This is a genomic window from Streptomyces sp. H51, from assembly GCF_035656535.1.
Classification (GTDB): domain Bacteria; phylum Actinomycetota; class Actinomycetes; order Streptomycetales; family Streptomycetaceae; genus Streptomyces.
In genome coordinates this window covers 17,183-43,872 of the sequence record NZ_JAYMHD010000011.1, presented here as the reverse complement: position 1 = coordinate 43,872, position 26,690 = coordinate 17,183, and the positions used below count along the sequence as shown (strand labels likewise).

At 72.2% G+C, this 26,690-nt stretch carries 21 protein-coding genes; 8 read left to right on the top strand and 13 right to left on the bottom strand.

Going from position 1 to position 26,690, the window contains the following annotated elements; translation table 11 throughout:
- The first annotated feature begins 123 nt into the window (after nucleotides 1-123).
- Nucleotides 124-624: a CGNR zinc finger domain-containing protein gene (locus VKA29_RS00730; protein ID WP_324783125.1), complete on the top strand. Its 501-nt coding sequence runs from the start codon at nucleotides 124-126 to the stop codon at nucleotides 622-624.
- A 110-nt stretch (nucleotides 625-734) separates the two neighbouring features.
- Here the strand turns inward: VKA29_RS00730 and VKA29_RS00725 are convergent, their stop codons facing one another.
- On the bottom strand, nucleotides 735-2,078 hold the full coding sequence (locus VKA29_RS00725; protein ID WP_324783124.1) for a UDP-glucose/GDP-mannose dehydrogenase family protein: 1,344 nt from the start codon (nucleotides 2,076-2,078) through the stop codon (nucleotides 735-737).
- Nucleotides 2,079-2,267: 189 nt separating this feature from the next.
- Here VKA29_RS00725 and VKA29_RS00720 point away from each other — a divergent pair, with 189 nt between their 5' ends.
- On the top strand, nucleotides 2,268-3,425 hold the full coding sequence (locus tag VKA29_RS00720) for an acyl-CoA dehydrogenase family protein (RefSeq protein ID WP_324783123.1): 1,158 nt from the start codon (nucleotides 2,268-2,270) through the stop codon (nucleotides 3,423-3,425).
- Between the two features lie 63 nt (nucleotides 3,426-3,488).
- Here the strand turns inward: VKA29_RS00720 and VKA29_RS00715 are convergent, their stop codons facing one another.
- Entirely contained in the window at nucleotides 3,489-5,255 is a 1,767-nt protein-coding gene (locus tag VKA29_RS00715; RefSeq protein ID WP_324783122.1) for a M28 family peptidase, read from the bottom strand.
- A gap of 325 nt (nucleotides 5,256-5,580) precedes the next feature.
- Here VKA29_RS00715 and VKA29_RS00710 point away from each other — a divergent pair, with 325 nt between their 5' ends.
- Complete coding sequence (locus VKA29_RS00710; RefSeq protein WP_324783121.1) at nucleotides 5,581-5,943, top strand: four-helix bundle copper-binding protein; 363 nt, start codon at nucleotides 5,581-5,583, stop codon at nucleotides 5,941-5,943.
- A gap of 33 nt (nucleotides 5,944-5,976) precedes the next feature.
- On the opposite strand, the gene VKA29_RS00705 is transcribed toward VKA29_RS00710, so the two are convergent.
- Both VKA29_RS00705 and VKA29_RS00700 read right to left on the bottom strand, forming a co-directional pair.
- Complete coding sequence (locus VKA29_RS00705; RefSeq protein ID WP_324783120.1) at nucleotides 5,977-6,603, bottom strand: HAD-IA family hydrolase; 627 nt, start codon at nucleotides 6,601-6,603, stop codon at nucleotides 5,977-5,979.
- A complete protein-coding gene (locus VKA29_RS00700; protein WP_324783119.1) occupies nucleotides 6,596-7,891 on the bottom strand; it encodes an LCP family protein in 1,296 nt (431 codons plus the stop codon). The genes VKA29_RS00705 and VKA29_RS00700 overlap by 8 nt, the downstream gene beginning before the upstream one ends.
- A gap of 92 nt (nucleotides 7,892-7,983) precedes the next feature.
- Here VKA29_RS00700 and VKA29_RS00695 point away from each other — a divergent pair, with 92 nt between their 5' ends.
- Nucleotides 7,984-8,568: an acyl-CoA thioesterase gene (locus tag VKA29_RS00695; protein ID WP_324783118.1), complete on the top strand. Its 585-nt coding sequence runs from the start codon at nucleotides 7,984-7,986 to the stop codon at nucleotides 8,566-8,568.
- Between the two features lie 184 nt (nucleotides 8,569-8,752).
- Here VKA29_RS00695 and VKA29_RS00690 read toward each other — a convergent pair whose 3' ends face one another.
- On the bottom strand, nucleotides 8,753-10,234 hold the full coding sequence (locus tag VKA29_RS00690; protein ID WP_324783117.1) for an LCP family protein: 1,482 nt from the start codon (nucleotides 10,232-10,234) through the stop codon (nucleotides 8,753-8,755).
- Between the two features lie 116 nt (nucleotides 10,235-10,350).
- Here VKA29_RS00690 and VKA29_RS00685 point away from each other — a divergent pair, with 116 nt between their 5' ends.
- Nucleotides 10,351-11,379, top strand: coding sequence for a glycosyltransferase family 2 protein (locus tag VKA29_RS00685; protein WP_324783116.1), 1,029 nt, complete (start codon nucleotides 10,351-10,353; stop codon nucleotides 11,377-11,379).
- Between the two features lie 65 nt (nucleotides 11,380-11,444).
- On the opposite strand, the gene VKA29_RS00680 is transcribed toward VKA29_RS00685, so the two are convergent.
- The 4 genes from VKA29_RS00680 to VKA29_RS00665 all read right to left on the bottom strand — a co-directional run bounded on the left by VKA29_RS00680 (nucleotide 11,445) and on the right by VKA29_RS00665 (nucleotide 18,439).
- Complete coding sequence (locus VKA29_RS00680) at nucleotides 11,445-13,112, bottom strand: LCP family protein (protein ID WP_420718411.1); 1,668 nt, start codon at nucleotides 13,110-13,112, stop codon at nucleotides 11,445-11,447.
- A 362-nt stretch (nucleotides 13,113-13,474) separates the two neighbouring features.
- Entirely contained in the window at nucleotides 13,475-15,148 is a 1,674-nt protein-coding gene (locus VKA29_RS00675) for an LCP family protein (protein ID WP_324783115.1), read from the bottom strand.
- Nucleotides 15,149-15,225: 77 nt separating this feature from the next.
- Complete coding sequence (locus VKA29_RS00670) at nucleotides 15,226-16,983, bottom strand: LCP family protein (RefSeq protein WP_324783114.1); 1,758 nt, start codon at nucleotides 16,981-16,983, stop codon at nucleotides 15,226-15,228.
- A 700-nt stretch (nucleotides 16,984-17,683) separates the two neighbouring features.
- Nucleotides 17,684-18,439, bottom strand: a complete 756-nt coding sequence (locus VKA29_RS00665) for a TIGR03089 family protein (RefSeq protein WP_324783113.1) — start codon at nucleotides 18,437-18,439, stop codon at nucleotides 17,684-17,686.
- A 129-nt stretch (nucleotides 18,440-18,568) separates the two neighbouring features.
- Between VKA29_RS00665 and VKA29_RS00660 the strand changes: the two genes are divergently transcribed.
- Entirely contained in the window at nucleotides 18,569-20,056 is a 1,488-nt protein-coding gene (locus VKA29_RS00660; RefSeq protein WP_324783112.1) for a peptidoglycan recognition protein, read from the top strand.
- A 133-nt stretch (nucleotides 20,057-20,189) separates the two neighbouring features.
- Nucleotides 20,190-21,272, top strand: coding sequence for an NDP-sugar synthase (locus tag VKA29_RS00655; protein WP_324783111.1), 1,083 nt, complete (start codon nucleotides 20,190-20,192; stop codon nucleotides 21,270-21,272).
- Between the two features lie 134 nt (nucleotides 21,273-21,406).
- Here the strand turns inward: VKA29_RS00655 and VKA29_RS00650 are convergent, their stop codons facing one another.
- From VKA29_RS00650 to VKA29_RS00635, 4 genes are all read right to left on the bottom strand, one after another.
- Nucleotides 21,407-22,426 (bottom strand): DNA-3-methyladenine glycosylase 2 family protein, encoded by a 1,020-nt coding sequence (locus VKA29_RS00650; protein WP_324783110.1) that lies wholly within the window; start codon nucleotides 22,424-22,426, stop codon nucleotides 21,407-21,409.
- A gap of 147 nt (nucleotides 22,427-22,573) precedes the next feature.
- On the bottom strand, nucleotides 22,574-23,929 hold the full coding sequence (locus VKA29_RS00645; RefSeq protein ID WP_324783109.1) for a coenzyme F420-0:L-glutamate ligase: 1,356 nt from the start codon (nucleotides 23,927-23,929) through the stop codon (nucleotides 22,574-22,576).
- Nucleotides 23,926-24,885, bottom strand: a complete 960-nt coding sequence (gene cofD / locus VKA29_RS00640) for a 2-phospho-L-lactate transferase (RefSeq protein WP_324783108.1) — start codon at nucleotides 24,883-24,885, stop codon at nucleotides 23,926-23,928. The genes VKA29_RS00645 and cofD overlap by 4 nt, the downstream gene beginning before the upstream one ends.
- A 166-nt stretch (nucleotides 24,886-25,051) precedes the next feature.
- Entirely contained in the window at nucleotides 25,052-25,546 is a 495-nt protein-coding gene (locus VKA29_RS00635) for a cysteine dioxygenase family protein (RefSeq protein ID WP_324783107.1), read from the bottom strand.
- A 660-nt stretch (nucleotides 25,547-26,206) separates the two neighbouring features.
- Between VKA29_RS00635 and VKA29_RS00630 the strand changes: the two genes are divergently transcribed.
- Complete coding sequence (locus VKA29_RS00630; protein WP_003975777.1) at nucleotides 26,207-26,470, top strand: WhiB family transcriptional regulator; 264 nt, start codon at nucleotides 26,207-26,209, stop codon at nucleotides 26,468-26,470.
- Nucleotides 26,471-26,690: the final 220 nt, after the last annotated feature.

Genomic DNA, 26,690 nt, shown 5'->3' with positions numbered 1-26,690 from the left:
TCCTCCTAGAGACGTGGTCACCAGCGGGGTTACCCGCAATGACGGGTAACCGGTAACCGTTACCGCATGCTGCCGCATTGGAGGTAACCGCGCAACCGGTTTACCGGGAGGTAGCGTGCAGGCATGAGTGCGAGATCGGCTGCCCCGGGGAGCCTCGCCCTGGTCGAGTCCCTGGTGAACACGCTGGACATCCGGCCGGGCGCCGACGCGCTCGACACGGCGGAGGGCCGCGCGCGCTTCTCGCTCACCGAGGACGACGTCCCCGCGGCGCGCGAACTGCGCGAGTCGCTGCGGGCCGCGTTGCTCGCCCACGCGGGCCACCCGCCGCACGCCCCGGTCACGCCCCTGGGCGACCTGCTGGCGTCGGCCCCGCTGCGCGTGACGGTCGGCGCCGCCGACGGCGCGGCCGCCCTCGCCCCCGTCGACGGCACCCGTCTGCTCTCCCGGGTCGCCGCCGCCGTCGCCGAGGGACTGGTCGCGGGCACCTGGCAGCGGCTGAAGGCATGCGAGGCCGACGACTGCCACTGGGCGTACTACGACCGCAGCCCCGCGGGGCGCGGGCGCTGGTGCTCGATGCAGTCGTGCGGGGCCCGCGCGAAGATGCGCCGGTACCGGGCCAAGTAGGGTCCACCGGGTCGTTCCCCGGCCCGGGGAGGGGCCGTTGGTGCAGAATGCAGCAGGACGCCGGTTCGGCCGACTGAGCCTCGGCCGAACCGGCGTCCGTCTCCCGCTCGTTACGCGGTGGGCCGGCCCATCGCGCGGTACGTCCAGCCGGCCTTGCGCCACAGCGCCGGGTCGAGCGCGTTGCGCCCGTCGAGGATCAGCCGCGCCGCCGCCACCTCGCCCAGCTCCGCCGGGTCCAGCTCCCGGAACTCCCGCCACTCCGTCAGGTGCAGCACCACGTCGGCGCCCCGCACGGCCTGCAGCGCGCTGTCGGCGTACCCCAGCGTCGGGAAGAGCCGGCGGGCGTTGTCCATGCCCTTCGGGTCGTACACCGTCACCTGGCCGCCCTGCAGGTGGATCTGGCCGGCGACGTTCAGCGCGGGGGAGTCCCGCACGTCGTCGGAGTCGGGCTTGAAGGTGGCGCCGAGCACCGCGACCCGCTTGCCCAGGAACGGGCCGCCCCCGAGCTCCTGCCGCGTCAGTTCCACCATCCGCCCGCGCTGGCGCATGTTGATGGAGTCGATCTCGCGCAGGAACGTCAGCGCCTGGTCGGCGCCGAGCTCACCGGCCCGCGCCATGAACGCCCGGATGTCCTTCGGCAGGCACCCGCCGCCGAACCCGATCCCGGCCCGCAGGAACTTCCTGCCGATCCGGTCGTCGTACCCGATCGCCTCGGCGAGCCTGGCCACGTCGCCGCCCGCGGCCTCGCACACCTCGGCCATGGCGTTGATGAAGGAGATCTTGGTGGCGAGGAAGGAGTTGGCGGAGGTCTTCACCAGCTCCGCGGTGGGGAAGTCGGTGACGACGAACGGCGTGCCCTCGGCGATCGGCGTCGCGTACACCTCGCGCAGCAGCCGCTCCGCCCGCTCGCTGCGCACACCGGCCACGATCCGGTCGGGACGCAGCGTGTCCTGCACCGCGAAACCCTCGCGCAGGAACTCCGGGTTCCACGCCAGCTCGGCGTCCTCCCCGGCGGGCGCGTGCTCGGCGAGGTAGGCGGCGAGCCGGTCGGCGGAGCCCACCGGCACCGTGGACTTGCCGACCACCAGGGCGGGACCGGTCAGATGCGGGGCGAGGGAGGCGAACGCGGCCTCGACGTACGCCATGTCGGCCGCGTACTCGCCGTGCCGCTGCGGGGTGTTGACGCACACGAAGTGCACGTCGCCGAACGCGCCGAGCTCGGCCCAGTCCTGGGTGAACCGCAGCCGGCCCGAGGAACCCTCGAAGCCGGCCACGTGCTGCTTCAGCAGCTCCTCCAGGCCCGGCTCGTACATCGGGGTCTCGCCGCGCTGGAGCATGGCGATCTTCTCGGCGTCGACGTCCAGCCCCAGCACCTCGAACCCCAGCTCGGCCATGGCCGCGGCGTGCGTGGCGCCGAGATAGCCGGTACCGATCACAGTGATCTTGAGGGCCATGGGGTGCTCCAGAAGGCGACGGCGGTGGGACGGCGGTGATCCGGGCCTGAGCATAGTCGGGGGAGGCGGCGGGCAGTTTTCCCGCTGTCGCCAAGCTCACGTACCCCTGGCGTCCGCGGACCCCTAAAATTTGTGTTACTTAACGGTAATTAGCGTCGGCAACGCAGCGTCTTTGGAGCGTGAGACACCTTGGCCGGATCGGCTGACTTCGACCTGTACCGCCCGTCCGAGGAGCACGACATGCTCCGCGACGCCGTCCGCTCGCTGGCCGAGGCGAAGATAGCGCCGTACGCCGCCGCGGTGGACGAGGAGGCCCGCTTCCCGCAGGAGGCCCTCGAGGCCCTGGTGGCGAACGACCTGCACGCCGTGCACGTGCCCGAGGAGTACGGCGGCGCGGGCGCCGACGCCCTCGCCACGGTCATCGTGATCGAGGAGGTGGCCCGCGTCTGCGCGTCCTCCTCCCTCATCCCCGCGGTGAACAAGCTCGGCTCGCTGCCCGTCCTGCTCTCCGGCTCCGAAGAGCTGAAGAAGACGTACATGACCGCGCTCGCCAAGGGCCAGGGCGGCTTCTCGTACTGCCTCTCCGAGCCGGACGCCGGCTCCGACGCGGCCGGCATGAAGACCAAGGCGGTCCGCGACGGCGACCACTGGGTCCTCAACGGCGTCAAGCGCTGGATCACCAACGCGGGCGTCTCCGAGTTCTACACGGTGATGGCGGTCACCGACCCCGCCAAGCGCTCCAAGGGCATCTCGGCGTTCGTCGTCGAGAAGTCGGACGAGGGCGTCTCCTTCGGCGCTCCGGAGAAGAAGCTCGGCATCAAGGGCTCGCCGACCCGCGAGGTCTACCTCGACAACGTGCGCATCCCGGCCGACCGCATGATCGGCGAGGAGGGCACCGGCTTCGCCACGGCGATGAAGACCCTCGACCACACCCGCATCACCATCGCCGCCCAGGCGCTCGGCATCGCCCAGGGCGCCCTCGACTACGCCAAGGGCTACGTCCAGGAGCGCAAGCAGTTCGGCAAGCCGATCGGCGACTTCCAGGGCATCCAGTTCATGCTCGCCGACATGGCCATGAAGATCTCGGCCGCCAGCGCCCTGACCTACCAGGCCGCGGCCGCCTCCGAGCGCGGCGACGCCGACCTGACCTACCTGGGCGCCGCGGCCAAGTGCTTCGCCTCGGACGTCGCCATGGAGGTCACCACGGACGCCGTCCAGCTCCTCGGCGGCTACGGCTACACCCGCGACTACCCGGTCGAGCGCATGATGCGCGACGCCAAGATCACGCAGATCTACGAGGGCACGAACCAGGTCCAGCGCATCGTCATGGCCCGCAACCTTCCCTGACGGGTTCCGGGCACGACACAGCCCCCGGCACGGCGCCGGGGGCTGTGTCGTGCCCGCCGGTGGTCAGCCGGTCGTCAGGGTGGCGTCGTCGACGACGAAGCCGGTCTGGAGGCTGGAGTCCTCCGTCGCGGTGAAGGTGAGCGTGATCTGCTGGCCGAGGTACTGGCTCAGGTCGAGGGTGCGCTCGGTGTAGCCGGTGGCCGCGTCGGCGTTGGAGTACGTCTGCTTGGTGGTCCCGTTGACCTGGACCTTGAAGGTGTCGTACGCCGTCGTGCCGGACTCGGCGGTGTCGATGTGCAGCCAGTACTTCAGGGTGGCCTTGGCGCAGCCGGCGGGGACGGTCACCGCCTGGTTGAGGGTGTCGGTGGCGGCGTAGCCGTAGCCGGCCAGCCAGGCGTAGCGGGTGCCGGAGTGCGCGGACTGGCCGCTGAACGAACCGATCGCGCCGGTGCTCCCGGTCCACGGCGAAGTGCCGCTCTCGAAGCCGCCGTTGGAGATCACCTGGGAGACGGTGCAGCCGCCCGCGCCGTTGACGGTGAGCGTGTACTGCGCGGTGTGCGTGGTGGAACCGGTGCCGGTGACGGTGATGGCGTACGTGCCGGGCGCCACGGAGGAGCCGACGGCGATCGTCGCGGTGGACGAGGCGCCGGAGGTCACCGAGGCCGGACTGAAGGAGACGGTGACACCGGACGGGGCGCCCGAGGCGGACAGGTTCACCGTCTGCGCGGAGCCGTTGGTGGTGGCCGTGGAGACGGTGGTGGTCAGCGAGGTGCCCGGGTCGGCGCTGCCGGAGGCGGGGCTCGCCGCGATCGAGAAGTCGTTCGTGGGGACGGTGGCCGAGACGGCCTGCGCCCACAGCGTGTAGGCGACGCCGTCGGCGCTGCGGTTCAGCCCGGTGGCGTTGATGTTGGCGGTGGTGTCGCAGGAGGAGTGGTAGCAGCTGTCGTACGCGGCGCCCGCCGTGCCGCCCCACTTGGCCGCCTGCGCCGAGGTCTTGCGGGCGCTCGCGCCCATGGCGTAACCGGAGGTGGGGACGCCGTAGTTCTCGAAGGAGTAGTCGTCGCTGCGGCCCGCCCCCTCGGTGTTCTCCTCGGGCTGGAGGTTCAGCGAGTCCCAGTACGCCTTCATCGGCGCGGCGGCGGCCGAGGTGATGTGGTTGATGAAGTAGCCGCCGTTGGGTGAGGCGACCATGTCGAAGTTGTAGTACGCCTTGATCGCCGAGCGCTGTGCGGAGGTCAGTGAACGGACGTAGAAGTCCGAGCCGTTGAGGCCCTGCTCCTCGTCCGTCCACCAGCCGAAGCGGACGCGCGCCGCCATCGTCGGGTTCGTCTCGGCGAGCTTCAGCGCGACCTCCAGGAGGGTCGCGCTGCCGGAGCCGTTGTCGTTGATGCCGGGTCCGGCGGAGACGCTGTCCAGGTGCGAGCCGAACATGTACACCTTCGACGAGTCGCCCTGGGGCCACTCGGCGATCAGGTTGGGTCCGGCGCCGCTCGTGCAGCCGGAGGTGCAGGCCTGCTCGGTGACGGTGTATCCGGCCGCCTGGAGCTTGCCTTTCACGTAGGCGACGGAGTCGCGGTAGCCCTGTCCGGTCGACTTGCGGTTGCCGCCGTTGCGGCCGGCTATGGCGTTCAGTTCGGTCAGGTGTGCCTGGACCCTGGTCACGTCGATGTCGGGGGCGGTGGCGGCGAGGGCGGCCGGGGCCGAGAGCGTCGCGGTGCGATGGCCCTCGGAGGCCGGCGCGGCACTCGCGGGGAGCGCGGCGAGGCCCAGTGCGGCGGCCAGCAGGAGACCGGTCAGGGACAGGCCGGTCGGGGAGATTCTTCGAAGCACCGTGTGTCCTTTGTGAGGTGGCAGGAAGCGAGAGGCGGGACGTGGTGGTGCCCCGCCTCCCGCCCGATGCGGAGCCGGCTCGTGGTGAGTGGCGGCGTATACAAGCATGCACATGTCAAGCGAAACGCCAAGACCCTCGGCTGGGAGTCTTGTGAAATCCGGGGTGCGTGAGGTGTGTTTCCGGGCAGGGAAAGACCGTTTCGGGTGCTGTGTGTGTTTACGGTGCGGAATGTTGGGGTCCGCCCGATGGCGTGTCGCGTTCGGCGGGCGTAGGACAGAGGGGCACGGGACCCGTCCGGGGTCCCTTCGTCCTCAAGGAGGAGCCATGACCCAGCCCGGAACCGCCGGCGCCATGAGCAAGGAGATGCAGGACTGCGTCGAGGCCTGCATGGCCTGCCACAGCGTGTGCGAGGAGACGATGAGCTCCTGCATGCAGATGGGCGGCCAGGCGCAGATGCAGATCATGCGGGCGCTGATCGACTGCTCCGAGATGACCCGCATGTGCGCCGACATGATGATGCGTCGCTCGCCCATGGCGGCCGAGATGTGCGCGCTGTGCGCCAAGGCGTGCGACATGTGCGCCGAGGCGTGTATGTCCATGCCGGACGACGCCCAGATGACGCGCTGCGCCGAGGCGTGCCGGCGCTGCGCGCAGATGTGCCGGACGATGGCGGGCGCCACGATGTGACGTCCGCGCGACCACGCGTCCCGCGGACCGGCGTCACCCGAACAGCGGCTCCAAGGCCCGTGCCAGGTCCGCCGGTTCGCGGAAGTGGACGGAGTGCATGCCGACCGCCGCGGCCGTCGCCGCGTTCTGCTCGTCGTCGTCCACGAACAGGCAGCGGCCGGGGCGGACGCCGGCCAGGGAGGCGGCCAGGCGGTAGATGCGCGGGTCCGGCTTGGCGAGTCCGACGCGGGCGCTGTTGACGACGTGGTCCGCGAGGTCGGTCAGCCCCAGGACGGCGAGGTCGTCCTCCAGCCGCAGCGTCGCGTTGCTGACCAGCACCAGCGGCACGCGGGTGCGGGCCCGGCGCAGCAGGGACACCACGGCCGCGTCGGCCGCGAACGGCGACTCCAGCAGGGCCGTGCCCAGCTCCCACGCCGTCGCCTCGGGCGCCAGTCCCGTCAGGCCCTCGGCGATCGACCGCGCCCACTCCTGCAGGTCGGTGTGGCCCAGCAGCACCGGCCGCACGGTCTCCGGCGCGAAGGCCACCTTCATGGTGGTGCCCTCGGCCAGTCCGGCGGCGCGCTCCAGGGCGTGCAGCGCGGAGGAGTCGTAGGACCGGATCACGTTGTCGACGTCGCAGAGCACCGCGTCGAACGGTGCTCTGCCGGGCAGGTCACTCACTCGGGACCGTGACCTTCTCGTCGTTGTTCAGCTGGTTCACGAGCGTCTTCACCTTGGCCTTGTCCCAGACGAGGTTGCCGCCGACCGAACCGGATATCGGCATGTTCATCGAGGTGCCGTCGCCGCCGCTGACACCCTTCATCGCCCAGAACATGGACGCCAGGTCCCACAGGCCCATGTCCTTGTCGACGATCAGCGAGTCCAGGCCCGCGCCCATCGTGGGGTACAGCTTGAAGGGGTTCAGCACGGTCGAGGGGGTCGCCACCTGGTGGGCCAGCGCCGACAGGAACTTCTGCTGGTTCTTGGTGCGCTGCAGGTCGGAGGCGGCGAAGGCGTGCCGGGTCCGCACGAAGGCCAGGGCCTGCTCGCCGTTCAGCGTCTGCTTGCCGGCCTGGAAGTCGGCGCCGGAGTACTTGTCCTTGAAGCCCTTGTCGATGTCTATCGTCACGCCGCCGACGGCGTCCACGATGTTCGCGAAGCCGGCGAAGCCGATCTCCACGTAGTGGTCGATGTGCAGGCCGGTGTTGTACTCGATCGTGCGCACGAGGAGTGTCGGACCGTCGAACGCGTAGGCCGCGTTCAGCTTGTTGGCGCCCAGCGGACCCTTGATCTTGCCGGACTCGGACCCGCGGAACGTCGGGATCGTGACGTTGGAGTCGCGCGGCAGCGAGATGAGCGTGTCGCCGTTGTCGCCGACGTGCAGGATCATCATCGAGTCGGTCCGCTTGCCCTCCGCGGAGCCGGTGTGCAGCTTCTTCTTGTCCTCGGAGGTCAGCCCGGCGCGGCTGTCGGAGCCGACGATGAGGTAGTTGGTGCCCTCGCCGGCCTCGGGGCGGTCGATGACCTTGGACAGGTCGACCTCGCGGTTGAGCTTGGAGTCGGCCCAGAAGTAGGTGCCGACGGTCGTCACCACCAGCACCACGGAGAGGGTGACCGCCGTCCACTTGATACGGCGGCGCCAGTCGGGGCGGGGGCGCCCGCCGCCGGGACCGCCGGGACCGCCGGGACCGCGACCGCCCGGCCCGCCGTAGACGTGGCCGGTGTTGTAGCCGCTGTCGTAACCGCCGCCGTCCTGGGCGCCGCCGTATCCCTGGCCGTCGATGTACGTCGGCTGCTGCGGCACCCCTCCATAGGGCGGGGTGGCGGGGCCGGAGCCCTGGTACGGGCCCGAGGCGCTACGGCGGACCTGCCGCATCACACGGGCGCTCTCGGGCTGTGCGCTCGCGCTGCCGCGACCGTACCGGTCGCCGCGGTTCTCGTCGGACCATCCCTCGGGCCAATCGTTCATGGGCCCAAGTGTGCAGGGCGGGGCAGTGGTCCTTACAAGGGTCGTCGGAAAATCAGGGCCCCGCTGTTGCCAACCCGACACAAAGTCCGCGGATGGCACCGCGGCATAAGGTGGAGGCCATGACAGATCAGGCCACCGCCCCGGAAGCGGACAGTCAGGACATACCGGGTAAGCCGACCTCCGCTTCCCGTACCACCCTCAGTCACATCATGACCCACAACGACACCAACCTCCTGGGTACGGTGCACGGCGGTGTGATCATGAAGCTGGTCGACGACGCGGCCGGCGCCGTAGCCGGCCGGCACAGCGGCGGGCCCGCCGTCACCGCGTCCATGGACGAGATGGCGTTCCTCGAGCCGGTGCGCGTCGGCGACCTCGTCCATGTGAAGGCACAGGTCAACTGGACCGGCCGGACCTCGATGGAGGTCGGCGTGCGGGTGCTGGCCGAGCGCTGGAACGAGTCCGCCCCGCCGACCCAGGTGGGCTCCGCCTACCTCGTCTTCGCGGCCGTCGACGCCGACGGCAGACCGCGCCGCGTGCCGCCGGTGCTGCCGGAGACGGAGCGGGACCGGCGCCGCTACCAGGAGGCCCAGATCCGCCGCACCCACCGCCTGGCCAGGCGCCGCGCCATCCTGGAACTCCGGGAGAGGCGGGCGGCGGAGGGCTTCGCCGACTGAGCCCCTCCGGGACCGGCGGGCCCTCCGGCCACGGGCGCAGGTCACGGGCACACGTCACGGACGCACGGCACGGACGCACGGCACGGGCGCAGGTCACGGGCGCAGGTCACGGACGTAGATCACGGACGCCGGCACGGGCGCAGGTCACGGACGCTGGGTTGCGGTCGCGCGTCACGGACGGGCGTCAAGGGCACACCACCTCGTCGCCCGTCACCACCGCGCCCTGCTGCTGCGGCGCGTCCTCGCCGCGGACCTCGCGGACCTCGTGGGACTCGGTGCCCGCGATGACCTTCAGCGTCGGTCCGAGGCCCTTCGTCGGGCGCAGCTGGCTGCCGGGCAGGGCCGCGGCCAGCGACCGGGCGGAGCGGTCCCATCGGGGGTCGAAGGCGACGACCGTGCGCCGCAGCGAGCGCTCGGCCGCGTTGGCCGGCGCCCCGGTGGTCCGGAACCCGGTCCGTGCCAGCGCGGCGTCGACGCGCCGGCCCAGGCCCGCCGTGCCGGTGCCGTTCTCCACCTGGACGCGGATCTCCTGCGGGGCCACCTCGACCCGCGCCGCCCGGCTGGGCGGCCGGTGCACGGTGAGCGGCCGGTCGTCGCGGAGCCGGGCGAAGAGCGCGTCGGCCCTGGCGGTGTCCCACTTCAGGGTCGAGCCGTAGCCCTTGACGAGGTATCCCATCCGGCCGATGGGCACGGTCGTGAACTCCGAGGAGGAGGGGGAGAAGTCGCGCATGGCCCGGCCGAGCTCCAGCAGTTCGTCGGTGCCGAAGCCCTTGTCGGCCCGTACCGAGCCCAGCACCGCCCGGGTCACGTCCCGGAACTTCATCGGGTTCAGCAGCACCCCGGAGGAGGTGGCCCGGTCCACCAGCGCCGCCAGGAACCGCTGCTGGCGCTTCATCCGGCCGAGGTCGGAGGCGCCGTCGACGTGCCGCGAGCGGACGTACTGCAGCGCCTGCCCCCCTCCCAGGGTGTGCGTGCCGGCGGGCAGGTCCAGGCCGGTGTAGGAGTCCTTCAGGGGCCCGGCGGTGCAGATCTTCACCCCGCCCACCACGTCCACCGTCTTCATGAAGCTGGTGAAGTCGACCTCCAGGTAGTGGTCGATCTTCACGCGCGTCATCCGCTCGACCGTGCGCACGGTCAGGTTCGGACCGCCCTCCGCGTACGCCGCGTTGATCTTGATGGGGCGCGGGGGACGCCCCCCGGTGGGGGGCAGCTCGGCGTAGGAGTCGCGCGGCAGGCTCACCACGCTGGCCCGCTCCCGGTCCTCCGAGATGTGCACGATCATCAGCGTGTCGGTGCAGTGGCAGGGGGCGCCGCCCAGGTGGTACCGGCGCCGCTCCTGCTCGGTGATCCTGTCCCGGCCGTCGGTGCCGACCAGCAGGACGTTCATGCCGTGACCGGCCGGCGGACGGTTCTTCATGTCCTTGAAGGGGTCGACCCGGGCGATGTCCTGGTCGAGGCTGGTGACCATCGCGTGTCCGATGCCGGCGGAGGCGAGCACGACGACGGACAGGGTCGTCACCGCCCGCATGGTCCAGCGCGGCTTCTTCCGCCGTACGGGCGGAAGCGGTGCGCGCGACCGCGGGGGGCGCCGCGGCGGACGCGGGAGCGGCGGCTGCGGGCGGCGCTGCGGGCGGACCGGGGCGGCGGACCGAGGCGGCGTGGGCATGGGGACACCTCCGGGCGGCGGCCGTACGTGGGATGTAAGAGCACCGTAGGCCGATACGATCTTCCGCCCACGGCGGCGCGCAACCGTGTCCCCCGTTCGCGGTAACGTAACGGGCGATGAACGCCAACCCCGACGTGCGGCTGCCCGCCGTTTCTGTGATCATGCCCGTCCTCAACGAGGAGCGGCATCTGCGCGGAGCCGTCCAAGCGATCCTCGCGCAGGAGTACGCCGGCGAGATGGAGGTCGTGATCGCCCTCGGTCCGTCCACGGACCGCACGGACGCGATCGCCGCCGAGCTCGTCCGCGAGGACCCGCGCGTCCACACCGTCCCGAACCCCACCGGCCGCACGCCGGCCGCGCTGAACGCCGCGATCAAGGCGTCCCGCCATCCGGTCGTCGTCCGCGTCGACGGGCACGGCATGCTCTCGCCGGACTACATCGCGACGGCCGTGCGGCTGCTGGAGGAGACCGGCGCGATGAACGTCGGCGGCATCATGCACGCCGAGGGCGAGAACGACTGGGAGCACGCGGTCGCCGCCGCGATGACGTCGAAGATCGGCGTCGGCAACGCGGCCTTCCACACGGGCGGCCAGGCGGGCCCGGCCGAGACCGTCTACCTGGGCGTCTTCCGGCGCGAGGCGCTGGAGCGGCAGGGCGGCTACAACGAGGAGTTCATCCGCGCCCAGGACTGGGAGCTGAACTTCCGCATCCGCGAGGCCGGCGGGCTGATCTGGTTCTCGCCGGAGCTGAGGGTGTCCTACCGGCCGCGGCCGAGCGTCAGGGCGCTGGCCAAGCAGTACAAGGACTACGGGCGTTGGCGGCACGTCGTCGCCCGGTACCACGAGGGCTCCATCAACCTGCGCTACCTCGCCCCGCCCACGGCGGTCCTGGCGATAGCGGCCGGTCTGGTGACCGGGGCGGTCCTCACCCCCTGGGGCTTCGTCGTCCCCGGCGGCTACCTCGCGGCGATACTGCTCGGGTCCGTCCCGGCCGGCAAGGGGCTGCCGCTGAAGGCGCGGGTCCAGATACCCGTGGCCCTCGCGACGATGCACATGTCGTGGGGGTGGGGCTTCCTGACCAGCCCCAGGTCACTGGCGAAGAAGGTCATCGCCTCCCGTCGCCCCGCGGTGCTCGCCGCCGACTGACCGCGGCGCCCCGCGGTGCCCGGCCTCCGGCAGAGCACCGCGGACCGCCCGGCGGCCCGCCCGGACTACCAGGTGTAGTCCGGGTTGACGTGCATGCACTGCTTCTTGTCGGACCCGTTGATGGCCTGCGCCGTGTCCGGGATCGAGTCGTCGTCCTGCCCGGCGGTGTACTTCGTGCCCGCGCGCCAGTCCGCGCCGACGACCAGGGTGACGCCGGAGACGTCCGTCGACTTCTCCACCGACGACAACGGGATGCCGAGCGCCTCGGCCACCCGCTGGGCGTCGCCCTCCAGGTCCGCGCTCGGGTAGCGGATCACCGTGGTGTCCTCGCCGGCGTTCACCGAGGCGTCCGCCGCCGCCTGCGTGAAGCCCTTGCCGGCCAGCAGCCGCGCGATCTCGGACGCCCGCCCGCCGACCGACGCCTCGGTGTCGGTACGGGTGCCGTTGCGCACCTGCACCGCGATCTCGTCGTCCGCCGCGGCCGGGTCCGAGGACTTCTCGTCCTTCGCGGACTTCTTCTTGTCCTTGCCGTCGAGCGCGATGTCCTCGCGGATCAGCCGGAACAGCTTCGCCGCGTCACCGGGCCTGGGCACCACCCGGCCGCTGTCGCTCGCCGAGTACTGCCACGGCATCGTCGTCATGGTGATGCGCTTGGTGGGGACCTTCTTGAGCTCCTTGCTCAGGTCGTACAGCTTGGCCACCGTGCCGAGGCCGTCGTCGACGGTGAGCGCCTCGGTGGCCGTCTCGGCGAGCTTGCGCAGCTTGTTCGGGCTGCTGAGGGTGGCGTTCTCGCGCAGCTCGCGGACCATCGCGTTCATGTACTGGTGCTGGGCCCGGGCGCGGGCGATGTCGGTGTTGTCCTCGAAGCCGTACCGGGTGCGCAGCCACTGCAGGGCCTGCTCGCCCTTGATGTACGTCGTGCCCTTCTCCAGCTTCAGGCCCGAACCGTGGCCGGTGGAGGTGTGGGAGTGGACGTTGGCGTCCACGCACACCGGCACGCCGCCGATCGCGTCCGCCATCGACACCACGCCCGCGAAGTCGATCATCATGAAGTGGTCGATGTGGATGTCGGTGAGCTTCTCCCAGGTGGCGACCGTGCAGCCCGGCCCGCCACGGCCCAGCGAGTCGTTCGTCATCGCCCGGGTGAGCGCCCCGTAGACCTTGCCGCTGTCCGGATCGGTGCACTCGGGGATGTCGACGAGCGTGTCGCGGGGCATGCTCACCACCGACATGTTGGTGCGGTCCGCCGACAGGTGCAGCAGCATCTGGACGTCCGCGCGCGGGGCGGTGTTGTAGGTGTCCTTGGCGCCGCCGAGTTTCTGGTTCTCCTTGCTGTTCCGCGCGTCCGAGCCGAGCAGCAGGATGTTCAGCGGGGTCTGCCCGGCCGCGTTGGCCGTGGGCTTCGCCGCCCTGTCCTTCTCGTCGCCGATGTTGAGGTCGTCCTTCTTGATGTTGCCGTTGAGATGCCGGTAGTACAGGTAGCCGGCACCCGCGGTGCCCAGTATCGCCACCGCCAGGACCATCGCCGACCAGCGCAGCACGCGCCGTCTGCGGCGCGGCCGGTCACCGCCCGGGCCCGTTTCGCCCCGCCCGCCGCCGCCCCGGCCCTGCCCGGCCGGCGCGTCCTGGTCCCCTTCCTGGTCCTGGTCCTGGTCCTGGTCCTGGTCCCGCGGTGCGAGGGACATGGTGTCCTCGGCCGCGGGGACCTCTCCGCGCACGCTGCTACGCGTCAACTCCCTGTCCTTTCCACCCCTGCGCCGGCGTCGCGCCGTGGCTCACCGGGACCGCTCGGTCGGGAGCGTGCGCGGGCCTCGTTTCCACCGTGGGACGTGGGACTGCCCGGGGCTCTCGGACGTGAGCGTGCCTCATCATTCCGCGGCCGCTTAGGAGTTCGCTGTGGGTCACCGGGTGAAGGCCGGATCCCCGTGCGCGCCGGCCTCGACTCGAGCACGCGTCGTCGCACACGTCTTCTGCACCGATTTCCTCTGCTTTCAGCCCGATTGGGCACGCCAGAACGCCACGGCACGGGTCCGCCGTACGTCCTGGAGACACACGACGGGCCCGTGAGGTTGCGCTGCTGCCGGAGGTTGCGCCGTTACCAGCGGTAGGGCGCGTACACGTCCATGCAGGGGCTCTTGTCCGAGCCGTTGATGGCGTCGGTGCCCTCGGGCAGGTCGCCCGCCTCGGGGGTGGACTGCTTGGGATACGCGGTGCCCGTACGCCAGTCGGCGCCGACCACGACCGTGACCCCGGAGACGTCGGTCGACCGCTTCACCGAACTCAGCGGGATCCCCAGCGACGTGGCGACCCGCTGGGCGTCGCCCTCCAGTTCGGCGCTGGGGTAGCGCACCACCGTCCGGTCCTCGGACAGGCCCGCCGTGGCGTCCTTGGACGCCTGCGTGAACCCCTTCCCCACCAGTTCCTGGGCGATCGCGCCCGCGCGCCCGGAGACCGGGCCGAGCGTGGAGGTCCCGGTCGCGTTCTGCACCGTGACGCCGATCTCGCCGTCGGGCGCCGAAGGGGCCTTGGTGGCCTCGTCCTTCGGGGTCTTCTTCTTCGAGTCCGACGCCTTGCCCTTGTCGTCGAGGGGCACGTCGTCGCGCAGCATCCGCCACAACTGCTCGGCGCTCGCGCCGTCCGGCACCACGTGGTCGGCGTTGCCCGGGTCCGGGACGTTCGGCATCGTCACCGAGGTGATGCGGTCCGTGGGCACCGACTTCAGCTGCGCGCCCAGGTCGTAGAGCTTCTTGACGGTGCCGATCTCCTCGGAGACCGACAGGGACTTGGTGGCCGCCTCGGCGAGGTCGGTCAGCCGGCCGGTGTCGGTGAAGACGTTCTGGTCCTTGAGCTTGCGGATCATCGAGTTCAGGTACATGTGCTGGGCGCGGGCCCGCATCAGGTCGCTGCCCCAGGCGTGCCGGGTGCGCAGCCACTGCAGGGCCTGCTTGCCCTTGACCTTGTGGGTGCCGGCCGTCAGCTTCAGGCCGGACCCGCCGGGCACCGCGGCCGTCGGGTGGTCCCACACGTTCTGCTTCACGCACACGTCGACGCCGCCGACGGCGTCGGCCATCCGCACCACGCCCGCGAAGTCGATGGTCATCCAGTGGTCGATGTACACCCCGGTGAGGTTCTCCCAGGTGGCCAGCGTGCAGCCGGCGCCACCGCGGGCCAGCGAGGTGTTGATGATGTCGTTGGCCGCCGGGTACACCTTGCCGGTGTCGGGGTCGGTGCACCGGGGGATGTCGACGCGGGTGTCGCGCGGGATGCTCACCATCGCGGCGCTCTTGCGGTCCGCGGACAGGTGGATGAGCATCTGCACGTCGCCCAGCGGCGGGCTGCCGCGGTCGTACCGGGCGCCGCCCAGTTTCACGTTCTCGTCGGAGTCACGGCTGTCCGAGCCGATCAGCAGGATGTTGAGCGGGGTCTGCCCGGCCGCGTTGGCCCCGGGCTTGTGCGCCCTGGAGTCGCCGCTGCTGCGCTGGCCCTTGCGGAGGTTGTCGTTGAGGTGCTGGTAGTACAGGTATCCGGCGCCGGCCGTGCCGAGTATCAGCACCGCCAGAGTGGTCGCCGACCATCTCAGCGCCCGCCGCCCCCGCTTCGGCACGCCCCGGCGGCGTCCACCGCGCCCCGTGGCCCCCGCATCGGAGCTGCCGGATCTGCCGGAGCCGTCCGACTCCCGTGTGCTCCCCTCCCGGCTGTCCCCCTGGCCGTCCGAAGCCCGCGGAACGCCTCCGCGGGCTCCCTCCCCACGCACACTGCTCTGCGTCATTCCCCCGCCTTCCCCAGCCGTACCCCGCCGAACGGGCCTGTCGTACGTCCTGTCAGACGCACGACAGGCCCGTCACGTCACTTGGCGCACTCGACCTTGTCGGCCGTCAGCTTGTTGTCGACCTTCGGCGCCTTGGCCGCCGCGGAGTACGAATTCCCCGCTCCCGGGAAGTCCTTGCCCAGGGTCAGCGTGATCGCCGGCAGCCCCTGGTCGTTGGTCACGCTCTTGCCCGGCTTCATCTGCGCGCCGGACAGGCCGAGGATCGCGGCCAGCCGCCGGGCCTGGTCCGCCTGGTCCGGGGCGTACTCGAGGGTGGTCTTCGCCTGCTCGCCGTCCGCGTTGCCCGCGTTCTCGGACTTCAGCACGCCCGCCTCGTTCTGCAGGTAGCTGAGCTCGGCCTGCGCGCTGCCGGACTCGGCACCGCCGTTGAGGATCCGCACCCGCACCTCGGAGGCGGCGGACTTGGTGCCCTTGAGGCGGGCGGCAGCGGCGGCGGCCTCCTTCTTCTTCTTGGCCTTGACGGCGGTGAAGGAGACGTCGTTCTTGATCGCGTCGAACACCTGCTGCGCCGCGCCCGGCCTCGGCACGACGGTCACCTTCACCGTCTCGGCCGGGTTGTCGTCCACCGGCACGGTGGTGAACGTCAGGTTCTTCGGATTGAGCTTGCCCAGCTCCAGGCCGAGGTCCTTCAGCTTGCCGATGCTGTCGAGGTTGGAGTCGACGGTCAGCGCCTTGGTGCCCGCCTCGGCGACCTTCATCATCTTCGTCGGGCTGGTGAGCGTGTCGTTCGACTTCAGCTTGCGCATCAGCGCGCTGAGGAACTGCTGCTGCAGCGTGATCCGGCTCAGGTCGCCGCCGGAGCCGACCGTGTGCCGGGTGCGCACGAAGGCGAGCGCGGTCTCGCCCTGGATGTGCCGTATGCCCTTCTTCAGTTTCAGGTGCGAGTCGGGGTCGTCGATGTCCTTGCCGAGGCAGACGTCCACCCCGCCGACCGCGGTGGTCAGCGTCTTGACCGCGTTGAAGTCGGCGACCATGAAGTTGTCCGGCTTGATGCCGGTCAGCTCGGTGACGGTCCGCGCGACGCAGCTCGGCGTACGGTCCTCCTGGCCGAGGCTGGTGTTGAAGCGGACGCCCGTCGCGCCCGCGATGACCTTCTCGGTGCCGTCGGCCTGCTTGGTCGGGCAGTCCGGGATGTCGGTGATCAGGTCGCGGGGGATGCTCAGCGCCGTCGCGTTCGAGCGGTCCTTGGAGACGTGCAGCAGGATCGTGGTGTCGGCGTGGCCGACGCTGTCCTTGTCGCCGTACTTCCCGTTGCCCTTGCCGGTGCGCTTGTCGGTGCCGATCAGCAGGATGTTGATCGCCTTGCCCTTGCTGAAGCCACCGGTGCTCGCGCCGTCGTCGGGGACGGAATCGATGTTGTTGTTGAGGTGCTCGATGTACAGATAGGCGCTGCCCGCCGCGGCGAGCAGCACGAAGGCCATGGTGCCGCCGGTCCACAGCACCACCCGCTTGGCCTTGTTCTTCTTCTTGGCCGGCCGGCGGCCGCGCCGGCCCGGCGGCGGCTCCTCGGGCTCGCTCCGCCGCCTGCGCGGGGCGGGGACGTCCCGTTCGGGCGCGCGCTCGGGGGCGGTACGACCCTCGGGGCCCCGGCTCTCGGTGCTACGGCCGCGCGCACCACGGCCGCCCGCGTCGGCCGGAGCCGATCTGCGGGGGCCGGGCACCGATTGCGCTCCGGAAGGGGTCAGTCGCAATTCGTATTCGCCGGTGTTCGGATTGAGCACCCACTGGTCTGCGGGGTCAATGTTGTCCGCCCGCCCACGGCTTTGCGCGTCCACGGTTGTCCGAATCCTCCGTCAGGGCCACGCGGCGCCTTCCCCCCTCGAAGACGCTCGGGTCTCGGTCACTAGTGCCAGGCCCCGGGGGTGTCCTCGTGGCCGGATGATGCACCGGATCGCTCACACTATCCGCCCGGTTCGGCATGGAGCGACGACGGTGACAAATTCCACGTCCCTACAACTGGGCAATCCGCCCATTTCCGTGGACTTTCTTAACACGGCTGTTCGCTGACTTGGCGTTCGCTTTACCCGCAGGTCTGCTCGACGGCGGTGTTCCCGTGGAACGCGGGTAGGGGAGAAGCGCCGTCCTCGGGGTAATCGGGCGAGCGGCATGCGCGTCCGGGTCCGAATCGGCCCGTGGGGTCACGGAAGAACGGGTGGCCGAATTGGGAATCTTTGTGGCGGAATGCCGTGGAATTTTCTTGCCGACCGTCACCGGCTCGTTCCCGAGCGGCTGTTCGAACGGTCTCCGCCGCGGGTTCCCCGGGCGGTGGCGGTCGGCGTCGTGGACGTACGGCGTCGGGCGGTCCGGCCGGGACGGCACCTGCTGCGCGGGGATGTCGTGCAGACCCGCTGCCGGTCACGCCCGGTCCCCCGCGGGCGTGCGACCGTGCCGGTCCTGCGACCGTGCCCCGGAGCGGGGGCCGTCGGCGGCCGGCGCCGCAGCGAACGGGTGGCCGCACCGCCCGAAGGGCCCCGGTCAACGGCGCACGACCGTCACCCGCTCACTCTCCACCCGCTTCGCCAGCGCCTCTTCCCCCAGTCGCTCCAGGTTCCGGCACAGCACCACCGACCCCCCGGTCGCGAGCGGCGCGTACAGCCCCGCGTTCAGTCCCTCCCAGGTGTCGTACGGCAGCCCGGACAGCAGCCGCGAGCCGGGCCCGGTCAGCCCCAGCCCCGGCGCCTCCGCCGCCGCCCGCTCGACCACCTCGGCCGCGCTGAACTCCCGCCCGGCCGCGATCAGTGCGGGCTCCTCGGGGTCGACCGCGGCGAACGGCGCGAACCGGTCGCCCTGCCCCGGCGCCTCGACGGCGTAGTCGGCGAAGCCGGCCGGCGGCTGCGGGAACCGCCCGCCCAGCGGCCGCAGCGCCAGCGCGACGCGCTCCCCGCCGCACGCCCGCGCCCGCTCCAGCGTGTCCGGCCCGCTCACCACGACGTCGGCCGCCGCCGGGTCCCCGGCCACATCCGCGACCACGCCCACCGACGCGCACGCCAGCAGCCACACCGCCGTCTGCCAGTGGGCGGGCAGCAGCAGCGCGACCCGGTCGCCGGGTGCGGCGGCGAGGTCGCCCTGGAGGAGGTTGGCGGTCTTGGCCACCCAATTGGCGAAGGTGGCCACGGACAGTTCGACCCGTTCTCCCGTGGCGTCGTCGTAGAACGTCACCAGGGGGCGTCCGGGGTCCGCGGCGAGCGCGGAAGACAGCAGGTCGGCGGGGGTGCGGTCGCTGGCGTTCACCCGGGCAAGCGTACGCGGGCGCCGGGCCCGGCGCCGGGCTGCGGGGCCACCGGTTCGGGGGAACGGCAGCCGACGGTCCGTCAAATCCCGGATGGACAGGTATGGGTGGATCTGCCCAATATCCGGAGCATGCGTGGATTCCTTGTTTCCTCCATCGGCGTCACCTGCGCCGCCGCCCTCGCCCTCCCGCTCACTCCGCCCGCCGTCGCGGCGCCGGCCGGGCCGGCACCGGGCGGTGCGGCGCCCGTGCCGGCCACCGCCCGGTCCGCCGCCTCCGGGACTACCGTCCGGTCCGCCGCCTCCGGGACTACCGTCCGGTCCGCCGCCTCCGGGACAACCGACCTGCCCGGCAGCACCCAGTCCCTGCGCCTGTTCCCCCTGGCCCGCGGCCGCGGCTCGGTCACCTCCGCCCCCGCCGCCGCCGAACAGGGGCTCGGCCGCCGCGACGTACGGCACTTCTCGCTGGTCGGCGTCGTCTGGGACGACCCGGACACCGACCTGCACGGCCGCGTCCAGGTCCGCACCCGCGCCGCCCGCACCGGTGCCTGGTCCGGCTGGCAGGCCCTGCAGACGCACAGCGACGACGCGGCCGACCCCGGCGCCGCCGAGCGCGCCTCCGGCCACGTCCGCGGCTCCACCGCGCCGCTGTGGGTGGGCGACTCGGACGGCGTGGAGGTGCGCGTCCGGGCGGAGGGCGCGCCGCGCGCCGGAGAGACCGGCCGCGGCTCCCACGCCGGGCCGGGCGCCTCCCCGCTGCCCTCGGGCCTGCGCCTGGAACTCGTCGATCCGGGCGCCGCGTCCCCCGCGCGCGGCGCCGCCCCGGCCGTGCACCGCGGCGCCCCGGCGGCTGCCCGCCCGCTCACCGGACCGGCCGTCGCCGCCTCCGCCGCCAACGCCGGACTCGCCCCGCTCGGCGCCACCGTGATCCCCGCGCTGGACAGGGCCGCCACCGTGCGCGAGATGACGGTGCTGCGCGCGGGCGGGCTGACGTCGAGTCAGCGGGCGAAGCCGTACATCGGGCCGCGCCCGAGGATCGTCACCCGGCGCGGCTGGGGCGCGGACGAGGGGCTGCGCGAAGGGGGGTTCGTCTTCACGAAGAAGGTGAAGGCGGCCTTCGTGCACCACACGGCGACCGGCAACGGGTACAGCTGCTCCCAGGCGGCCTCCGTGATCCGCGGCATCTACCGCTACCACGTCCGCAGCATGGGCTGGCGGGACATCGGCTACAACTTCCTCGTCGACAAGTGCGGAAACATCTACGAGGGCCGTGCCGGAGGGGTCGCGAACCCGGTCATGGGCGCCCACACCCTCGGCTTCAACAGCAACAGCATGGGGATCGCCGTCCTCGGCACCTTCGGTTCGCACAAGCCGCCCGCCGCCGCGCTGCGGGCCATCGCCCGGCTGACGGCGTGGAAGCTCGGCCTGTGGGGCGGCGATCCGCGCGGCAAGACGTATCTGAAGTCCGCGGGTGGCAATCTCTACCGAAAGGGAAGGAACGTACGACTGAATGTGATCTCCGGCCACCGTGACGGCTTCCTGACCGAGTGTCCGGGCCGGCAGCTGTACCGCAAGCTCGGCACGGCCCGCTCGACCGCGGCGCGCTACCAGGGGCGTTAGCCGAGCGGGTCCCGGGCGGGCGCCGGAACCGCGGCAGGCCGTACGACCGTCGAAGGCGTCGCACAACGGTCTGCACACACTGGCCGGCCGAAGGACAGTTTCGGCCGGTCCCGGCAGGAAGCAGAGACGACAGGTGACAGAAGCGATCCTCCTGGTCGGCGGCAAGGGCACACGGCTGCGTCCGCTCACGGTGCACACGCCGAAGCCCATGGTCCGGGCGGCCGGGGTCCCCTTCCTCACACACCAGCTGGCGAGAGCGAGAGCCGCCGGCGTCGAGCACATCGTCCTGGCCACCTCCTACCTGGCCGAGGTCTTCGAGCCGTACTTCGGCGACGGCTCGTCCCTCGGCCTGCACCTCGAGTACGTGACCGAGGAGGAGCCCCTCGGCACGGGCGGAGCCATCCGCAACGTCGCCCCCCGCCTCCACTCCGGCCCCGACGACCCGGTCCTGGTCTTCAACGGTGACATCCTCACCGGCCTCGACATCCGCAGGCTGGTCGCCACCCACGAGACGACCGGCGCGGACGTCTCCCTGCACCTGACGAAGGTCGCCGACCCGCGCGCCTACGGCCTGGTCCCCACGGACGACACCGGCCGCGTCCTGGCGTTCCTGGAGAAGCCGCAGACCCCCGAGGAGATCGTCACCGACCAGATCAACGCGGGGGCGTACGTCTTCCGCCGCTCGGTCATCGACACCATCCCCTCCGGCCGCCCGGTCTCGGTGGAGCGCGAGACGTTCCCCGACCTGCTGTCGGCCGGGGCGCACCTTCAGGGCATGGTCGACTCCACGTACTGGCTGGACCTCGGCACGCCGGCCGCGTTCGTGCGCGGCTCGGCGGACCTGGTCCTCGGCCGCGCCCCGTCGCCCGCGGTCCCCGGCCGCTGCGGCGACCGCCTGGTCCTGCCGACGGCCAGGGTCGCCCCCGACGCGAAGCTGACCGGCGGCACGGTGGTGGGCGAGGGCGCGTTCGTGGCGGAAGGCGCCCGCGTCTTCGGCTCGACGATCCTGCCCGGGGCCGTGATCGAGCCCGGCGCCGTCGTCACCGACTCCCTCATCGGCACCCGCGCCCGCGTCGGCGAGCGCTCCGTGCTCACCGGCACGGTCATCGGCGACGGCGCGGTGGTCGGCGCCGACAACGAACTGCGCGACGGCGTGCGGGTGTGGTGCGACGCGCGGATCCCGGCGGGGGCGCTGCGCTTCTCCTCGGACCGGTGAACCCGGACGACGAATCAGCCCGTCCGGCGTTCGAGGACGAGGCCGTTCAGGCCGATGCGGGGGTGCGGGGGCGCAGCCCTCGCCCCGGGAGGCCGCCCTCGCCCCGGGAGGCTGTGACGCGGGCGCGGCCCGCGTCACAGCCTCCCGATGTCCCCCCGCGGCATCCGCGGCGCCCGCCTCGGCGGTGTCCGCCCGCTCAGCAGGATCAGCCGGGCCGCCCGGTGCCGCTGCCCCGCGTACGGCTGGAGCAGCTCCAGCATCACGGAGTCGTCCGCGTCCCGGTTCCCGGCCAGCGCCCACCCCACGATCCCCGGCAGGTGCAGGTCCCCCACGGTCACCGCGTCCGGCGCCCCGTGGCTGCGCTGCACCGTCTCCGCCGATGTCCACGGCCCGATCCCCGGCACGGCCTCCAGCCGGGTCCGCGCGGCCTCCGGCGCCATCCCGGCCGCCTCCTCCAGCCGCGCGGCGACCCGCACGGCCCGCAGGATCGTCGACGCCCGCTTGTTGTCGACCCCGGCGCGGTGCCACTCCCAGGACGGGATCAGCGCCCACGTCCGCGGCGCCGGCATCACCCACAGCCGCCCGCCCGCCGCGGGCCCCGGCGCCGGTTCGCCGTACTTGCGCACCAGCAGCCGCCAGGCCCGGTACGCCTCGTCGGTGGTGACCTTCTGCTCCAGGACCGACGGGATCAGCGACTCCAGCACCAGCCCGGTCCGCGTCAGCCGCAGCCCCGGCCGCCGGTGCCGGGCCAGGGCCACCACGCGGTGCCGGGGCGCGAAGGCGTCCGGGTCGTCCGCGGCCCCGAGCACCTGCGGCAACTGCTCCAGCAGCCACTCGGCCCCCGGCCCCCACGCCTCCCCGCGCACCTCGCCGGCGTGCGCGGTCACCCGCAGCGTTCCCGGCCCGGCCGGGGTCAGACTGGCCCGCCACACGGACCCGTCGGGCATCGCGCGGAACGTCGGATCGGCCGGCCCGCGCCGCAGCGGCCCCAGCACCAGGCCGAGGTCCAGCGGCCCGTCCGGCACCACCGTCCGCACCCGCCCCGCCGCGGCGGAGTGGCGCGGCGTACCGGCGGGCGCGGGCACGGCGACATGCCCGCCGCGCACCGTCGTACGCGTGGGCCGGGGAGACCGGGGAGCGAAACGTCCTGCCACGAATGAAGTCCCGGGATGTCGGAGGGGCCCTATGAGGGTAGACGCACCCGGGCGGCCCGCACCGCGCCTCCCGGACGCCCCGGGCGGCCCGCACCGCACTCGCGGACGCCCCAGCGGCCCGGTCCGTACGGCAGCTCGCCGTAAGCCTCAGCGCACCTCGATGAACGCCTCCGCGCCCCGCTCCGGCCGGGGCCGCGGCTCCTCGGCCGGATGCCCGACCGCCACCGCCCCCATCGGGTCCCAGTCCCCTGGCAGGTCCAGCACCTCGCGCACGACGTCCCGGCAGAACATCGTCGACGACACCCACGCCGATCCCAGCCGCTCCCCGGCCAGCGCGACCAGGAGGTTCTGCACGCCCGCCCCGGTGGCGACGACGAACATCTCCCGCTCGGCGCCGTCCCGCCGCGCGTCGCCGTAGCTGTGCGCCCCGTCCGCCACCAGGCACGGCACCACCAGGTACGGCGCGTTGCGCAGCACGTCCCCGCGGCGGACCCGCTTGGCGATGGACTCCTCGGTCTTGCCGTCGCGCCGCAGGTCGGCGATCCAGGCGTCGCGCATCGCGTCCAGCAGCCGCGTCCGCGACTCCTCGGACTCCAGCAGCACGAACCGCCACGGCGTGGTGTGGTGCGGCGCCGGCGCGGTCACCGCCGCCGCCACCGCCCGCCGCACGGCACCGGGGTCGACGGGCTCGTCGGTGAAGGCCCGCACGGTACGGCGCTGGGTGACCGCCAGCCGTACCGCCTCGGAGGTGCCCAGCCGGAACATGTCGTCGCGCGCGCCGCGCACCATGGCCCGCGCCCCCTCTCCGTGCTCCGCGACGTCCCCGGAGGACCCGGAGGACCCGGAGGACCCGGAGGCCGTGGCGACCAGGTGTGCCAGCCCGCGCACGACGGCGACGGGCCGCCCGGCGGCCTTGCCCTTGACCAGGTCGCCCGCGGCGGCCAGTTCGTCGGCCGTGGCGACCACGGTGGCGCTCAGCGGATTGCCGTGGGCGTCCGTGCCGCCGCGCAGGTCGTCCAGCACGCGCACGCCGGCCGCTCCGATGGCGACGTCCGTCAGCCCCGAGCGCCAGGGCCGCCCGAAGGTGTCGGTGATCAGGACGCCGACGTCGACGCCGAGGGCGGCGCGCAGCCCCGCGCGGATCGCGCGCGCGGAGGCGTCCGGGTCCTCGGGCAGCAACAGCACCGTCCCGGCGGGGGTGTTGGAGGCGTCGACACCGGCGGCGGCCATGACCAGGCCCTGCCGGTTCTCCACGATGCGCAGCGGCCCGCGCCGCGCCACCACCCGGACCGTCTCGGCGTCGATGGCGGCCTCCCGGTCGGCTGCCTCGACCGTGCGGCCCTCCGCCTTGGACACGATCTTCGAGGTGACGAGCAGCACGTCGCCGTCGGCCAGCCCGGGCTCGGCGGCGGCGATCAGCTTGGCGAGGTCGTCGCCGGGGGCGACCTCGGGCAGTCCGGGCACCGCCCAGACCCGGTAACCGTCGGCGGGTGCTCCGCTCACGCCCCCCGCACCTCCTCCGCCAGGTCGAGCGCCTCGCGGGCCATCCGCGCGCTCGCGTCGAGGTCGGTCATCATCAGCGGCACCGCCCGGCACCGGATGCCGGCCGCCTCCACGCGGTCCACCGCGCCGGCGTCCACGGTGTCGACCAGCCAGCCGTCCAGCATTCCGGAGCCGTAGTGCTCGGCCACCGCGGCGGCCGTGGACTCCACGCCCACCGCGGCGAGGACCTTGTCGGCCATGCCGCGCACGGGCGCGTCCCCGACGATGGGGGAGAGGCCGACCACGGGTACCCCCGCGTCGGCGATCGCCTCGCGGATGCCGGGCACGGCGAGGATCGTGCCGATCGAGACGACCGGGTTCGACGGCGGGAACAGCACGACATCCGCTTCCGCGATCGCCTCCAGGACGCCCGGCGCGGGCTTGGCCTGTTCGGCGCCGACCGGTACGACCGCCTCCGCCGGGACCGAGGCCCGCAGCCGCACCCAGTACTCCTGGAAGTGGATCGCCTTGCGCTCGCCGTCGATCTCCACGGCGACGTGCGTCTCGACGCGGTCGTCCGTCATGGGGATCAGCCGCACGCCCGGCTGCCACCGGTCGCACAGCGCCTCGGTCACCGCGCTCAGCGGATATCCGGCGCCGAGCATCTGCGTCCGCACGATGTGCGTGGCGAAGTCCCGGTCGCCGAGCCCGAACCACTCCGGCCCCACGCCGTACGCGGCGAGGTCCTCCTTGAGGTGGAAGGTCTCGTCGGCCCGCCCCCACCCCTGTTCCTCGTTGATGCCGCCGCCGAGCGTGTACATCACCGTGTCGAGGTCCGGGCAGACCTTCAGCCCGAAGAGGTGGATGTCGTCCCCGGTGTTGCCGATGACGGTGATGTCCGCGTCCGGTGCGGCCTTCTTCAGGCCGCGCAGGAACCGGGCACCGCCGATGCCGCCTGCCAGAACCACAATGCGCATGAAAACAGTGTGTCAGCCGCCGGGCCGACTCGTTGCCCGGTGGCCGGACCGGGCGGCTGGAACGGGGTGGTTGGGAAAGGCGGCCGGACCGGGGTGGCGGGGAAAGGCGGCCGGACCGGGGTGGTGGGGAAGGGCGGCCGGTCCGGGTGGCGGGTGCGGCCACGGATCAGGCGGTCACCGGACGCGTCTCGCAGGCCGCGGAGGTGTGCATGGGCATCTCCGTCAGTCCCGGGTAGTACACGTGCAGGCTGACCGCCGGCTCCAGTGCGTCGTTGACGATCTCGTGCACGTAGCCCGGGGCGAACACGCGCTGGGCACCGGCCCGCAGCGCGCGCGTGCCGCGCTCGGTCCGCTCGGTCAGCGTGCCCTCCAGCAGCGTCAGCACGCCGGAGGAGCGGCCGTGGTCGTGCGGCCCGCTGCCCTGCCCCGGCACCCAGGACAGCAGCCACACCTCGTAGCCCGGTCCGGTGCGCAGCCGGTGGTACCAGCGTGTGGTGGCGTCGTATCTGACGAGGTGCTCCCACTGGGAGCGGTCGGCGGCGATGGAGCGGGCCAGGCCGGCGAACTCGGCGACGGTGGCCGGGTGCTCACGCGGGGGCTGCAGCAGGTGGGGTACTTCGAGGATGTCGCCGGCGATCTGGAGGTCGCTGTCGCTGTTCATGGGAATGCGGTGGTTCCTCGGTGAGGGGAGGCCGGAGGGCCGGAGTGCCAGAGGGAACGAGAGCCGGGTCGCGGGCGACACGGCCGACAGCCGGAGCGGGTGTGGCTCAACAGCCGGAACAGCGACAGCTACAGCGAGCGCGGGCAGCACCGTGGGACCCGGCGGTGCGGGTCGAGGTGAGTGCCGGATTCGCGAGCATGCCCACAAGCACATCGGTTCACACCTCCGCTGTCAACCTGACGCCCGGTATGTGGGACCTGTTTCACCTCATCCGGTTCATGCGCGAGGTGAAAGGTTTGTCCGGATGCCGTCAGGGCACATGGGCACAGCCGGGTGCCCGGGCCTCGTTGTGATCCTGTGATCCGAACGTGACCCGGTTTGCTTCGCGGCGCGCGTGGAACGAGATCCAAGCTCTGGGCGTCCTTCCTTGTGCAGGCCCGTGTGTGGGGTCGGGGGCCCGTCGAGCCCTGTCGGTATGTCAAGGTTTATGCCTATTTGAACACTTTCCGCATGGCCTTGGTTCCGCAGAGTGAATAAGGGGCCCAATAGCAGATCTCGGCTTGACTCGCCCGGAGCAGCACACTTGTAATTTCACTCGTGTCGTTCAGCCGGAATCGGTTACGGCTACATCACGGGGACGCGAAAGACAGAGGGGCGCACATGACCGAGCTGGTGCAGCAACTGCTGGTCGACGACGCGGACGAGGAACTCGGCTGGCAGGAGCGCGCGCTGTGCGCCCAGACCGACCCCGAGTCGTTCTTTCCCGAGAAGGGCGGCTCCACCCGTGAGGCCAAGAAGGTCTGCCTCGCCTGTGAGGTCCGCTCCGAGTGCCTCGAGTACGCCCTCGCCAACGACGAGCGGTTCGGCATCTGGGGCGGCCTGTCGGAGCGGGAGCGCCGCAGGCTGAAAAAGGCCGCTGTCTGACCCGGGCGCACCCGCCCGCAGCCGAACCCGACGGCCCGTCGCCCAGGTTGTCCACAGGCGGCGGGCCGCCCGCCCGTCGCCCGGCCGCCGCCCCTCATCGAGGCGCTCCGCGCCGCCCCATGCTGGTTCTGCCGATAGTGTGGTCGCTCGTCCGAGACGCCTCACCGCCCCCACGGGCCGCAGGCGTCCACCGCAGTCCATCGAACCGGGGCCCGTACCT